This is a genomic window from Massilia sp. CT11-137 (genome assembly GCF_047302885.1).
Lineage (GTDB): Bacteria > Pseudomonadota > Gammaproteobacteria > Burkholderiales > Burkholderiaceae_D > Telluria > Telluria orientalis.
On record NZ_JBKYMP010000002.1, the window covers coordinates 1,514,210 to 1,526,998 of the forward strand.

General features: G+C 67.4%; 11 protein-coding genes and 1 riboswitch. Of the genes, 7 read left to right on the plus strand and 4 right to left on the minus strand.

Annotated elements, in window-relative coordinates:
- Positions 1 to 53 precede the first annotated feature (53 nt).
- The 3 genes from ACEN98_RS23475 to ACEN98_RS23485 all read right to left on the minus strand — a co-directional run bounded on the left by ACEN98_RS23475 (position 54) and on the right by ACEN98_RS23485 (position 3,948).
- Positions 54 to 869, minus strand: a complete 816-nt coding sequence (locus tag ACEN98_RS23475; protein ID WP_413387335.1) for a DODA-type extradiol aromatic ring-opening family dioxygenase — start codon at positions 867 to 869, stop codon at positions 54 to 56.
- Between the two features lie 62 nt (positions 870 to 931).
- On the minus strand, positions 932 to 1,828 hold the full coding sequence (locus tag ACEN98_RS23480) for a hypothetical protein (RefSeq protein ID WP_413387336.1): 897 nt from the start codon (positions 1,826 to 1,828) through the stop codon (positions 932 to 934).
- A complete protein-coding gene (locus tag ACEN98_RS23485; protein ID WP_413387338.1) occupies positions 1,825 to 3,948 on the minus strand; it encodes a M1 family metallopeptidase in 2,124 nt (707 codons plus the stop codon). Before ACEN98_RS23485 ends, ACEN98_RS23480 begins: the two co-directional genes overlap by 4 nt.
- 46 nt (positions 3,949 to 3,994) lie before the next feature.
- A riboswitch (cobalamin riboswitch) is annotated at positions 3,995 to 4,221 on the plus strand.
- A gap of 70 nt (positions 4,222 to 4,291) precedes the next feature.
- Here ACEN98_RS23485 and ACEN98_RS23490 point away from each other — a divergent pair.
- From ACEN98_RS23490 to ACEN98_RS23505, 4 genes are all read left to right on the plus strand, one after another.
- Complete coding sequence (locus ACEN98_RS23490; RefSeq protein ID WP_413387339.1) at positions 4,292 to 6,274, plus strand: TonB-dependent receptor; 1,983 nt, start codon at positions 4,292 to 4,294, stop codon at positions 6,272 to 6,274.
- Between the two features lie 167 nt (positions 6,275 to 6,441).
- Positions 6,442 to 7,104, plus strand: a complete 663-nt coding sequence (locus ACEN98_RS23495) for a thiol:disulfide interchange protein DsbA/DsbL (RefSeq protein ID WP_371764772.1) — start codon at positions 6,442 to 6,444, stop codon at positions 7,102 to 7,104.
- An 18-nt stretch (positions 7,105 to 7,122) separates the two neighbouring features.
- Positions 7,123 to 7,455: a hypothetical protein gene (locus ACEN98_RS23500; protein ID WP_413387340.1), complete on the plus strand. Its 333-nt coding sequence runs from the start codon at positions 7,123 to 7,125 to the stop codon at positions 7,453 to 7,455.
- 52 nt (positions 7,456 to 7,507) lie between these two features.
- Positions 7,508 to 8,176 (plus strand): thiol:disulfide interchange protein DsbA/DsbL, encoded by a 669-nt coding sequence (locus ACEN98_RS23505; protein WP_413387341.1) that lies wholly within the window; start codon positions 7,508 to 7,510, stop codon positions 8,174 to 8,176.
- Here the strand turns inward: ACEN98_RS23505 and ACEN98_RS23510 are convergent, their stop codons facing one another.
- Positions 8,177 to 9,493 carry an ATP-binding protein gene (locus ACEN98_RS23510; RefSeq protein ID WP_413387342.1) on the minus strand — a complete coding sequence of 439 codons (1,317 nt, stop codon included), beginning with the start codon at positions 9,491 to 9,493 and terminating at the stop codon, positions 8,177 to 8,179.
- A 398-nt stretch (positions 9,494 to 9,891) separates the two neighbouring features.
- On the opposite strand from ACEN98_RS23510, the gene ACEN98_RS23515 reads away from it, so the two are divergent.
- The 3 genes from ACEN98_RS23515 (at position 9,892) to ACEN98_RS23525 (ending at position 12,765) form a co-directional block, all read left to right on the plus strand.
- Positions 9,892 to 11,115, plus strand: coding sequence for a hypothetical protein (locus ACEN98_RS23515; protein WP_413387343.1), 1,224 nt, complete (start codon positions 9,892 to 9,894; stop codon positions 11,113 to 11,115).
- A gap of 73 nt (positions 11,116 to 11,188) precedes the next feature.
- Positions 11,189 to 12,049: a MipA/OmpV family protein gene (locus tag ACEN98_RS23520; RefSeq protein WP_413387344.1), complete on the plus strand. Its 861-nt coding sequence runs from the start codon at positions 11,189 to 11,191 to the stop codon at positions 12,047 to 12,049.
- 2 nt (positions 12,050 to 12,051) lie between these two features.
- On the plus strand, positions 12,052 to 12,765 hold the full coding sequence (locus ACEN98_RS23525; protein ID WP_413387345.1) for a hypothetical protein: 714 nt from the start codon (positions 12,052 to 12,054) through the stop codon (positions 12,763 to 12,765).
- The last annotated feature ends 24 nt before the right edge of the window (positions 12,766 to 12,789 follow it).

The following is a 12,789-nucleotide window of genomic DNA, read 5'->3' on the forward strand; positions in this document are numbered from 1 at the left end:
TTAAAATCGAGTGCTGGCAACCGGTGCCGGTTCGACGCCGGCTCCGGGCACCATCATGAGGCGTTTGGCCCGCCAAACCTGAAACTCGACACCGTCAACGCCCCAAAGAAACTCTCCTCGTGATACACGCACGCGGCCGCCTCCTGCTCGGCCGCACCCAGCGCCACCCACAGCGGCACGAGGTGATCCTCGCGCGGATGCGCCATGCGCGCATACGGCGCCTCGCTCCAGTGCAGCAGCGCCTGCTCGCGGTCGGCGGGCGATAATTCCAGCAGCACGTGCTGCAGCCACGTATCGAACGCGTTCGACGCCAGCGCGCCGCCCGCGCCGAACTGGCGCAGGTTGTGGAACGACAGGCCGCTGCCCAGGATCAGCACGCCCTCGTCGCGCAGCGGGGCCAGCGCGCGGCCGGCCGCCAGGTGCACCGCCGGGTCGTAGCCGTGGCGGATCGACAGCTGTACGACCGGCATGTCGGCCTCGGGATAGATCGGCGCCAGCATCGAGAACGTGCCGTGGTCGAAGCCGCGTTCCGCATCCAGGCGGGCAGGCTGGCCGGCATCGTTCAGCAGTTGCGCGACGCGCGCCGCCAGCTGCGGCTCGCCCGGCGCCGGATAACGGATCTGGTACGTGTGCGGCGGGAAACCGCCGTAGTCGTAGATCATGCCGGGGGCCGTGCCGGACGATACGGTGAAATCGTCCGTCTCCCAGTGGCTCGTCACGACGAGCACGGCCTTCGGACGCACGCCGACCTGGCGCTTGATGTCGACCAGCGACGCTTCCAGCTCGGCATATGTGGGGCCGTACTGGTCCTTCATCCACGGCCACGGGCCGCCTCCGTGCGAGACGAAATAAGTGGGCAAACGGGACATGGCGGCTCCTTCAGACGGCAATCGAAGCGTTCATGGTAGCCGATCCACAGTGATTGCGTGGATCAGCGCAGCAGCGCCACCAGCGCGAACAGGCGCGCCATCCGCATCCACCCGAGCACGAGCACGACGAGCTGGGCCAGCACGACGGCGCCGACGGTGCCGGCCGTCCCCAGCGCGGGCACGTGCACGCGCGCGAACGCGAGCACGGCCGCGAGCGCGAGACCCGCCGCGGTGATGCCCAGATAGGTGCCCAGCAGCGCGAGCGGCCGGCGTGCCAGCTGCCCGCAGCCGCGCCACCACGCGCCGATGGCGGACGTACGGCGGCGGTCGGCGGCCAGCATGGCGCGGCCGATGTCGACCGTCGCGTGGGCCAGCACGAGCAGCACGACGGTCGCGAGCGTGGCCAGGTGCGCCGCGCGTTCGGCGTCGGTTTCCAGCCGCGCCGTCTCGGCGATCCGACCGGCCAGATGGTGGGCCGAGCTGCCGATCAGTCCCGCCACGCCCAGCGGGACGACCGACCACGCGAGCATGCGCGCGAGGCGCGGGTAGCACTGCGCGCCGGCGGTCAGCAACGCGCCCGACGCCAGCGGTTCCGGCGCGCGCGCGGCGGCGAGCGCCATGCCGGCCAGCAGCGGCGACAGCAGCAACGTCAGCGCCAGGGCGACGAGGCTGCCCGCGCCCAGCGCCGGCGCGTACTGGTCGCGCGCGGCGTGCAGGATGTCGGCGTACGCGATCATGTCGAGGCGTTCCGCCAGACGTCCCGCGTACACCGAGTGATCGAGGCTGGCGGCCAGCAGCTCCCACACCGGCAGCGCGGCGACGACGGTCGGCAGCAGCAGGAGCACGGCCCACCACAGCAGCAAGCGCCATTGCAGCGCGGCGCGCGCCGCGTGCAGTACGCCGTGCGGGCCGGCCGCGCGCGGCGCGAGCGAAGGGGGCGTGAGCGTTTCGGTCGTCATAAGGTGGCGATCAGGGCAAGGAGGTAGTTGACGACGGCCGCGAACTCGAAGCCCCAGCGGTGCGAGGCGCGCGCATCCGGTGCGAGCGTGCGGCTGTCGTCGAGCTTGTTCACGTCCAGGTAGTGCAGGCGCTGCGGATCGAGTTCGGCGGAGACGGCCTTCGCCGGCTTCGTCCAGGTGAACTTGTGCCAGCGTTCGTCGGCATCCCAGCGCGCGGTCTCGGTGCTGCCGTCGGCGAATTTCACGACGAGCGTCTGCGGCACGGGCGCGCCGTGGCGGCGGACCGTGACATCGGTGCGGTACGGGTACGGCCCGGTGCCGCCCGGATGCGTCTTGCGCCATGCCGCGCGCGCCGCGTCGATGCGCTTGTCGACGGCGGACTGGCTGGCGTGCGCGCCGGGGAGCGGCACCAGTTCCGTGCTCGTGAGGTCGGCGATGCCGTCGTCGACGCGGGAGACGGCGTAGACCTGGCGCTCGAACGCGTCCTCGATGACGGCGCGCTGGCCCGTCACCTCGGCGAGCGTTGCGCGCAGGTCGGCGGTGCTCGGGTGGCGGAATTTCCAGCGCCGGTAGTATTCCTTGAACGCGCGCTCCATCGGTGCGCGGCCGATGCGCGCTTCCAGGTCGCGCATCAGGATCGCCGTGCGCGTGTAGACGGGGCCGATGTCCTGCAGGCGGTGCCACGCGTTGGCGCCGGGCGGGTCGGCCGGGTCGTGGCGCGGCGTCGCGGTGCGTTCGGCGTCGAAGGTCGGATAGCCCGGCGCGAAGCCGAGACGGGCGAGCAGCGGGGTCGCGATGTACGCGAGCTGGCCCTGGTCGCGCATCATGCGGTTGTCCCAGTATTCGTTGAGGCCTTCGTCCAGCAGCGGTTCCTCGAATTCGTTCGACGCGAGCAGGCCGTAGAAATAGCCGTGGCCGAATTCGTGGATCGTGACGAAGGCGAGGGCGAACTGGTTCGCGGTGCGCGGTTCGACGGTCCGGTAGGCTTCGGCCGTGAAGAACGTCGGGTATTCCATGCCGCCCGCTTCCTCCGCGTTGTAGGGCGGGATCACGATGGTCAGCGTCCGGTACGGGTACGGACCCAGCGTGTTCGAGAAGTACGTCAGCGATGCTTTTGCCGCCTTCAGCGCGGGCGCCGCGCTGGCGGCGAATTCGGGCGGGTACAGCACGGTCACCGTCACGGTCGGGCTGCCCGGGCCGGTCCACGTGTCGACGAGCGGCCTGGCTGTCTGGTTGTCCGCCGTCCAGGCGAAGTCGTGGACGTCGCCCTGCACGAAGCGCCACGTGCGCATGCCGTCCTTGTCGACGGGGGCGCCTTGCGGTTCGCCCGTCGCGCCCACCGTGTAGTCGCGCGGGACGGTGAGCTTCACGTCGTAGCTGCCGAAGTCCGCATAGAACTCGGAATTCAGGTGGTACTCGTGCACGTTCCAGCGCGGGGACGTCGCCCCCCGTTCGCCCGGCAGTTCCAGCACGCCGATCTTCGGGAACCACTGCGCGACGAGGTGGAACGTGCCGAAGTAGCCGGCGCGCGCGACGACGCGCGGCGACTGCGTGACGAAGTCGATGTCGAGCGTCGTCGATGCGCCCGGCGCCACGGCCTGCGGCAGGTCGAAGCGCACGACCGTATGGTCCGTCGCCGGGCCGTTGTCCGGATGGACGAACGTCCACGGCACGTTGGCGCCGCCTTGCGCGACGCGGCGCAGGGCGATGTGGCCCCACGCATCCTTGATGTCGACGCCGGAGCGGAAGGTGCCGTCGCGCTCGCGCCGCTCGGTGAAATACGTGCTGCCCGCGCTCTCGAACGCGTTCATGTACAGGTGCAGGTAGACCCTGCTGACGGCGACGTTGCTGCGGTTGCGCCACGTGAGCCGCTCGCGGCCCGTGACCGTGTGTTTGACCGGGTCGAGCGTGGCGGCGATGTCGTAATGGACGACGCGGTCCGACAGCGTGGATTCGCGGCCCGTGCGCGGGCCGCCCCAGGCATCCGCGCTGCTGGGCACGCGCACGGCGGCGGCATCCGGCGGGGCGAGGGCGATGCCGTCGGATGCAGGTGCGGCGACCACCGCGCCCGCCAGCAGCAGCGCGGCGAGGGCGAGGTGAAATCGGAAACGAGGAAGCATGCGGGATCCCGGCGTGGCTGTTATTTTTGTGCCTACACTATACAGGTTATAATCTCGGGGTTCTGGTGCCCGCATGCGCGTCTGCGCGTGCAGTTAAACGGGAAACACGAAGCGGCGTCGCCTACGGCGGCGTGCCAACGTGTGCTGCCCCCGCAACGGTAAACAAGCGTCGCCGCATGGCGACAGGCCGCCCCGACAGCCACTGTGCTTGCATAGGAAGGTGGGACGGTCCGTCTTGGAGCCCGGAGACCGGCCAGACAGGGGAAGCCGGCGTTACGCCGCGCTTTTGTGTAAGCCGGCGTGCGGGGACGCTTGCCGGCGCCAAACGAACACTGAACATCCAATGCATACTGCCGCCTCCACCCGCGGCGCGCCGGCTATCAAGCCGCTCGCGCTGGCCTGTGCCATCGTCCTGTCCTTCTCCACCGGCGCCGTGCGCGCCCAGGACGGCAACCCATCGACCGTCGTCATCACCGGGGCCCGTTTCCCGAGCGTGGAAACCCTGCGTCCGATCGGCGCCACCGTCATCACGCAGGACGACATCCGCCGCGCCGGCGTCAACGACGTCAATAGCGCGATCCGCAAGATCGGCGGCGTGTTCGGCCGCCAGAGCCTGGATTCGTCGCCCGACTTCGCGCTCGACCTGCGGGGCTTCGGCACCAACAGCGCGCAGAACATGGTGATCATGGTCGACGGCGTGCGCCTGAACGAGAACGAACTGGCGAACACCGTGCTGTCGACGATCCCGATCGACACGGTCGAACGCATCGAGATCACCCGTGGCGGCGGCAGCGTGCTGTATGGCGAAGGCGCCACCGGCGGCATCATCCAGATCACGACGCGCCGCAACGTGGCCGGCGGCCTGCACGGTTCCGTGTTTGCGGAAGGCGGCTCGTTCCACGAGCACGACGTGCGCGCGCAGCTGTCGCAGACGGCGGGCAACGTCAGCGCCGACATCGCCGTCGCGCGCCAGGGTTCGAATAACTACCGCCGCAACAGCGATTTCGACCAGACGACCGCCTCGCTGAACCTGCAGACCCGCTTCACGGGCGGCCGCGCCGGCATCCACGTCGAAAGCGCGCGCCAGGACTCGCGCCTTCCCGGCGCGCTGTCGCTGGCCCAGTTCGACGCGGACCCGCGCCTGGCCGCGACGCCGAACGACTTCGGCTCGCTGAACACGGACCGCGCGAACGTCTTCGCCGAATACCGCCTGGGCACAGTCGACCTGGCGGCCGACCTGTCGCACCGCGAGCGCAACGTGCGCTCGAACTACCTGTCCTTCGGCTCGAACAATGCGTACGACGGCCGCCAGGACCAGTTCTCGCCGCGCGCCCGCTGGCTGTCCGACGTCGGCGGCATGCTCAATGAACTGGTGGGCGGCGTTGACCTCACGCGCTGGAAGCGCAAGACGACGGCCTCGTTCTCGAGCGCCGACGCGAGCCAGTCGTCGAAAGCCGTGTACCTGCGCGACGAGCTGCGCTTCGATTCGGCCCACGACGGCCGCATCGCCCTGGGCGCGCGCCACGAGAACTTCGACAAGAACGTCGTGGACGTCGTGGGCGGCGTCGCGCCGGAATACCGTTCGCAATCGCAGAACGCGTGGGAAGCGCAGGCCAGCTACCGCGTGCACCCGCTCGTCGAGGTGTACGCGAAGGCGGGCCAGAGCTACCGCGTGGCCAACGTCGACGAGAACGGCTACCGTGCAAGCAGAGACATCCTGAAGGCGCAGACGTCGCACGACCTGGAACTCGGTACGACCCTGCGCCATGCGCCGGGCGACGACAGCCGCACATTGACGGCGCGCGTATTCCGCCATCGCCTGGACAACGAGATTTTCTATGATCCGACGCTGAACGGCGGCTGGGGTGCGAACACGAACCTCGATCCGACCGAGCGCAAGGGCTTCGAGATCGACGCCGAGGCGGCGCTGGCCGCAGGCTGGCGTGCGAGTGCGCATCTGCAGCACGTGATCGCGCACTTCACGGATGGCCCGAACACCGGCCGCGAACTGGCGCTCGTGCCGAAGAACGTCGTGACGGCGCGCCTGGCATGGGTGCCGGCCAACGGCCAGTCGGCCGACGTGGGCGTGCAATGGGTCGACCGCCAGCGCTACGGCGGCGACTTCAGCAACACCTGCGGCGCACGGATCCCGTCTTACACGACGCTCGACGCGCGCTACAGCATCAAGGTGGGCGCATGGGACGTCGCCGCGACGGGCCTGAACCTGGCGGACCGTCGTTACTTCAGCAATGCGTTCTCGTGCAAGGGCGGCATCTACCCGAGCGACGGACGTCAACTGAAATTGTCGGCCCGGTACGACTTCTGACAAACCGGGGTCAGAGCCCTTAATTTGGAAATTGCCCAAAATCGGGCTCTGACCCCGGTGTTGGTTACGGCGGTAACCAATTGCAAGAAATAAGCCCTGGCTAAGGTTCGCGACCGAAAAAGTGGTAATCTCGCGTCGTTTGCTTAACCAACCCTAGAAGGAAAACTATGCGTTCCCTGCGTTTTGCCCTGCTCGCCACCGTCCTCGCCGCCAGCACCGCGTTCGCGTCGCCGACCGACCCGAAGAGCGGTGTCGAGTACGTGACGCTCGCTCAGCCGCAACCGGTGCAGGCCACGGGTAAAAAGGTCGAGGTGATCGAGTTCTTCATGTACCACTGCCCGCACTGCAACGCGCTGGAACCGCAGCTCGAACAGTGGGTCAAAAAGCAGGGCGACAACATCGTGTTCAAGCGCGTCCACCTGCCGTCGTCGGGGCCGAACGATCCGGAAGCGCACCTGCGCCTGACGCTGGAAGCGCTGGGCAAGGCCGAAGAGTTCCAGCCGAAGGTCTTCAAGGCCTGGCACGTCGATCGCCTGCGCCTGAACACGGACGCGGCCATCATCGACTGGGCCTCGAAGAATGGTCTCGACCGTAACAAGTTCCTGGACGCGTGGAACTCGTTCGGCGTGACGACCAAGCTGCGCCGCCTGCCGCAGATCACCAGCGACTACAAGGTCGACAGCGTGCCGACCATCGTCATCGACGGCAAGTACCAGACGTCGCCGGCATTGGTCTACAATTCGGTCAAGACCCAGAACGAGCCGGCCCTGTTCGGAGCCACGCTGCAAGTAATGGATGCCCTGGTCGCGAAAGCCGCCAAGTCGAAATAAAAAGGTAGAAACAGCGCAATGAGTGATGCCGAAGGCAAGATCCTGAAGATGTACGACAAGTCCAAGCCGGACGAGGAGCATCTGTTCGATTCGAGTAACTGGAATCACGCGGCCTGGATCCTCGTGATCGTGCTCGCAGGTCTTGCATTCTGGCTCGCCATTGCGCTCGTGAACGCCGAAAACCAGCGCAATGCGCTGGTGACGAATCAATGCGCGGACCCCGTGTTCAAGGGCGAGATCGACCGGCAATGCCTGCTGACCGTGCATTCGCGCGAGCACTGGTGGGACCACCTGTTCTATGCCATGCGCCACGTGAAGCCGGAACGCCCGGCGCCGGTCGGACGTCGATAATTCCTTAAGGAAATGGTAACCTTCAGGTTTTCCACGACCTGAAGGATTGTCCATGCCGCTCCTGCGTGCCGCCGCCCTCGGCCTGCTGCTGTCCCTGTCGCTGTCTCTCGCGCATGCGTCGCCCGCTGTTCCGCAGAATGGCGTCGACTATGCCACGCTTGCCCGTTCGCAGCCCGTGCAGGCGAACGGCGACAAGGTCGAGGTCATCGAATTCTTCATGTACCACTGCCCGGTGTGCAATGCACTGGAACCGTTACTGGAGGAGTGGGTCAGGAAGGAAGGCGACCGCATCACGGTGCGCCGCATCCATTACCCGTCGACGGGACGGGCCGATCCGGAAGCGCATTTGTTCCTGACGCTCGAAGCACTGGGCCGGCTGGGCGACATGCACGCGAAAGTGTTCAAGGCGGTGCACACGGACCATATCCGTTTGAATAAAGACGACGTCATCATCGACTGGGCGGCGAAGAACGGCATCGACCGCGCGGCCTTCCTCGACGCGTGGAATTCGTTCGGCGTGACGACGCGCCTGCGCCAGCTCGACAAGGTCGCGGCCAACTACCAGGTCGATTCCGCACCCACGCTCATCGTCGGCGGCCGCTTCCTGACGAACCCCGGCCTGCTGTCGCGCCAGATGGAAGGCGCCGACCGCGCCGACGTGTTCAAGGCCACGCTGCAGGTGGCGGACAAGCTCGTCGACAAGGCCGCGCAGGCGAAGTAATCAGGCCGACAGCACGCCGTCCGGCAGGCTGATCACGAAGCGGGCGCCGCCCAGCGTCGACTGCTCGACTTTCAGGTTGCCGCCATGCAGGGCGATCGCCTTGTGCGCGATCGACAGGCCGAGGCCGAAGCCGCCGGTGGCGCGGTCGCGGCTGCGGTCGAGGCGGTAGAACGGCTCGAAGATGCGTTCCCGTTCTTCTTCGGGAATGCCGGGGCCGTCGTCCTCGACGGCGATCTCGATGCGGCAATCGTCGCGCCGCACGCGCAGCGCGACCTCGTGCGCCGCGTACTTCTGCGCATTCCGCAGCAGGTTGCCGATGGCGCGGCCGAGCAGGCGGCGGTCGCCGTCCACGCTGCCCAGGCGCTCGCCCAGGTCCACGTGCAGGCGCTGAGGCCGCGGATGCAGGCCGTCCGTGCATTCGCGCAGCAGCGGCTCCAGCTCGAACAGGGCGCGCTGCGGACCCTGCGCGTTGTCCAGCTTGCTCATCGACAGCAGTTCGTTGACGAGATCGTTCAACTCGGTCAGGTCGCCTTCCATCGCCGCGATGCGCTTGGTCAGCGCGGGGTCGCCCGCGCGCTCGGCCAGCAGTTCCAGCGCGAATTCGAGCCGCGCGATCGGCGTGCGGAGTTCGTGCGACACGGAGTGGAGCAGGTTCTTCTGCGCTTCCAGCAAGCCCTGGATGCGCTCGGCCATCGCATTGATGCGTTCGGCCAGCGGAAACACGGCGTCCGCCGGTTTCAGGTGCGCCCGTGCGGTCAGCTGCCCGGCACCGAATTCATCCGCCACGCGCGACAGCGTCTGCAATGCCTGCCAGTGCGAGCGCGACCACAGCGCGATCGGCACGAGCAGCGCCAGCGCCACGACGACGTAGCGCACCACCTCCATCGCGAGCGCCTGGCCGAGGTCGATCGGCAGGTTGTACGCGCGGATCACTTCCTCGTTGCTGCCGATGTAGCGGTCGCCTTGCAGGTCGACGCGCCGGAAGAATGCCTTGTGCTGCGGATCCAGCACGACGTCGCCCCGCTCCAGCGCCTCATGCTGGCGGGCAGGCAGGGCGGCGCGCGCCTGGTCCAGCGGGATCAGGTCGAAATGGGCTTCGGACACCTCGCGCACCTTGTTCAGGCGGCCGAGCCACTCGTCGGCCGGCGCCCGGTCGACATATTGTTCGAGCAGGAAGATCTGCGCCGACGCCTGGCGCCGCGCGATGTCGTCCAGCGGATCGCCGAACAGCCGGGCGAACACGAAATAGATGACGAACGTCGCCGCCGTGATCGACAGCATCACGAGCACGAAGAAGCGGAAAAACAGGCGATTCACGCCGCCGTCCTCCGGTCGTGGGCACTGTCTGGGGCTGAATTTGTCTTACACATCTCGAAATTGTATAGGAGCAATGATCTAAAAAACCATCCCTTACAAATTGAGGACAAATGCTGGACAGTCCGCGGATGAAGTTCTTGACCGGACTGCGTACGATGTCTACACGTCAGGACACGTCGAAAACCGTCGCGAGCGGCAGCGGTGCCGTTCGAGAGGCGCTGCTGTGCGTGAGTACAGTGAGCATCGCAGGACGGCAATGCAACGCGCAGCAGGTTTTCGACCTGTCCTCATTGGGTTTTCCGTTTGGGTCCGTCCGATGCGCGAGAGAAGGCGGACCCTTTTTTTATTCGGGATGCGTGCCGGGCACACGGCGCCATCGTTTCCAGGAGAGGGAGAGTATGAGCATGTTTGGACGCGTGATGACGCCGCTGGGCGCCATGATCGTCGGCGCGGCACTGGCCGCCTGCGGTGGAGGAAGCACGATGCATGACCAGCAAGCCAGCCCGGGAATCGCGGTCGGCGAGCCGCACCCGGCCGTCCTGGCCACCGCCCCGTTCGTCGAGATGGCGCGCACTGCCGCCTGCAGCGAGACGAAGAACCGTTTGTTCGTCATCGACGGCAAGCAAGTGTTCTGGGACCATGCCGGTCGCTGCGCGGACGCGTCCTATGAGCAAGTCCTGTTCGGCAACAAGCCGGAAGCCCGCCTGTGCTCGTACGGCGACACGATCGCCGGACCGAAGACCTATTGCCAGGACGAGAGCGCCCGCGCGCTGTTCGAGACGATCGTCAAGCATGCCGACCAGCCGGACCTGGGCCTGGGCAGCAGCCACAAGGTCGAACAACTGGCCTTCCTGCCGGCGGCCGGCACGGCGGTCACGTTCGAAACCGTCGCGAAGGACACGTTCTCGGGCGTGACGGCGCCGCAAACCGTCGTCATCAAGGACCAGGCGGCCTGGGACAAGCTGTGGGCCCAGCACACCGCCGGCCGCACCTCGGTCCCGGCCCAGCCGAAAGTGGATTTCACGCGCAAGATGCTCCTCGCCGTGTTCGCGGGCGAATACGCCAGCGGTTGCCGCAGCATGGTCGTCGGCCGCGTGGCGGCGGGCGCCAGCAAGCTCGAAGTCGAGATCGACGAGCGCGACGTGACCACGGTCGCCATCTGCCTGCCGGTCGTGACCCAGCCGATGCAGGTCGTGGCCGTGGATCGCGTGGATGCCGACGTCGCGTTCAACAAGGTGGCCGCCGCGGACATCTTCTTCCAGACCGCGGATGCGACGAGCCTGTCGGGCGTCCACGACGAACGCACGGTCGTCGTCAAGGACGAGGCTGCCTGGACCCGCCTGTGGAACGAACACGCGCCGGGCCGCGCCAGGCCCGCCGTCGATTTCGCGTCGCAGATGGTCGTCGGCGTCTTCATGGGCAGCGGCGCCAACAGCTGCTACTCGACTGCCATCGACGGCATCCTGCGTGCGGGCGACAGGATCCTCGTGCGTGAGGTGCGCTCGGTGCCGGGACCGGACATCATGTGCGCCATGCACGTGACGACCCCCGCGCACCTGGCCGTGATCCCGCGCAGCGATCTGCCGGTGGTATTTTCGACTGAAGTGGCAACGAGGCATTAAAGCAGGAAAGGATATGGGAGGAAGGAAGACAAGGACGTAGAATGTTGTCTTCCCGAATCTTTCAACCCCGAACATGAACAAGCTTCTCTTCCTCGCGCTGGGCGCTGCCTGCGGTACGGCGTGGGCCCAGACGCCGGCGACCAACCCCATGCCCGACGGCAGCCGCGACATGTACGTGGGCCTCGGCGTGCAGTCGGCGCCGCGCTGGGACGGGACGGGAAGCCGCAAGGTATCAGCGTTGCCGGTGCTCCAGGTTCAATGGAGCAACGGCCTTTTTATTTCCGGCATGAGCGCCGGCATGCACCTGACGGACAGCCCGACGTTCGAATACGGCCCGCTGGTGGCCGTGCAGCCCGGCCGCGACGAGTCCGGCACCGGCCAGACCGTCGACGGCGCCAGCGCATGGGGTACGACCCTGATTGGCCCGGTCCCGGATCCGATCGACAAGCGCCACATGGTCGCCACGCGTCTCGAGGGCATGGACAAGATCGGCGCCCGCTTGCAGGGCGGCGTCTTCGCGAACTATTACCTGACGCCGCAATGGCGCCTGACGAGCAGCGTGCTGTACGGCGCCGGCAACGACCACGACGGCGCGCGCCTGGACCTGGGCGTGCAGCGGCTCGCGTTCGAGCTGGGCAGCCAGCACCGCGTGTCGGTGTCGGCGGGCGTGTCCATCGTCAACCGCAACTATAACCAGACGTATTTCGGCATCTCGCGGGAAGAAGCGTCGCGTAGCCGCTTTTCGTATTACGACGCGGGCGGCGGCCTGCAGGAGGCGCACGTCGGCGTGCGCTGGAACTGGGCCCTGTCGCCCTCGTGGATGCTGACGTCGAACCTGCAGGCCAAGGGCCTGCTGGGCAATGCCGCCAAGAGCCCGCTCGTCGAGCGGTCCACCAACCTGACGGTTTCGACCGCCTTCGCCTACCGGTTCTGACGATGCGCGCATCCCGCCACCTCATCGCTGCCTTTGTCGCGCTGCTCGCGGCCGCTCCAGCCGTCGTGCAGGCGCAGGCACAGGCCGGCGAATGGGTGAGCTACCGGGATGCGTACCGGGCGATGGTCCAGTTCGAGAAATACGGCGGTCCGAAGAACCTGCTGCAAAGCCAGCTGCAGGTGCAGGCGCGCGACCACGCCGGACTGGGCGAGGGCGCCCAGCTCACGCTGACGGGCAAGACGACGCAGCTGAACCTGCCGCTGGACGCCCTCGGCCGCACGGTGTTTCCGCTGACGAAGGCGGCGTACGACGAGAACGCGGCGCTCGTCCTGAACCGCAAGGGCATGCCCTTCGTGCTGCGCCCGCAGGTGACGATCGCGCCGCGCGCCGACGGCCAGTACGATGCCGCCGACCTGCGCACGGCCTGCGCCCAGGCGCTCGGCTTCGTGCGCTACGTGGATGCGTCGCAGCGCGCGCGCCAGTGTGCCGGCGTGCGCTTCGTGTTCCCACGGAAGGGATCGCCCGAAACGGCCGGTGCCCGCCTGCGCCACGCGGACGGCGGCGAGCAGGCGTTGCCTGTCACGTCCGGCGCCGCCTTCGCGGGCGATCCCGACGAAGGCTTCCCCATCGTGACCTGGCGCTTCGCCACGGCGCCCGGACGGGCCCAGGTCGTCACCTACAATGCGCCGCTCGCGATCGTCCCGATCTTCGAATAACTTGGTATGCTCGTCCGGTTGCAT

Bases quoted from the DNA above. Each gene is read 5' to 3' on its own strand.
- ACEN98_RS23490 (WP_413387339.1), top strand. From the start codon at position 4,292: ATGCATACTGCCGCCTCCACCCGCGGCGCGCCGGCTATCAAGCCGCTC.
- ACEN98_RS23515 (WP_413387343.1), top strand. From the start codon at position 9,892: ATGAGCATGTTTGGACGCGTGATGACGCCGCTGGGCGCCATGATCGTC.
- ACEN98_RS23520 (WP_413387344.1), top strand. From the start codon at position 11,189: ATGAACAAGCTTCTCTTCCTCGCGCTGGGCGCTGCCTGCGGTACGGCG.
- ACEN98_RS23485 (WP_413387338.1), bottom strand. From the start codon at position 3,948: ATGCTTCCTCGTTTCCGATTTCACCTCGCCCTCGCCGCGCTGCTGCTG.
- ACEN98_RS23495 (WP_371764772.1), top strand. From the start codon at position 6,442: ATGCGTTCCCTGCGTTTTGCCCTGCTCGCCACCGTCCTCGCCGCCAGC.
- ACEN98_RS23475 (WP_413387335.1), bottom strand. From the start codon at position 869: ATGTCCCGTTTGCCCACTTATTTCGTCTCGCACGGAGGCGGCCCGTGG.
- ACEN98_RS23505 (WP_413387341.1), top strand. From the start codon at position 7,508: ATGCCGCTCCTGCGTGCCGCCGCCCTCGGCCTGCTGCTGTCCCTGTCG.
- ACEN98_RS23480 (WP_413387336.1), bottom strand. From the start codon at position 1,828: ATGACGACCGAAACGCTCACGCCCCCTTCGCTCGCGCCGCGCGCGGCC.
- ACEN98_RS23525 (WP_413387345.1), top strand. From the start codon at position 12,052: ATGCGCGCATCCCGCCACCTCATCGCTGCCTTTGTCGCGCTGCTCGCG.
- ACEN98_RS23500 (WP_413387340.1), top strand. From the start codon at position 7,123: ATGAGTGATGCCGAAGGCAAGATCCTGAAGATGTACGACAAGTCCAAG.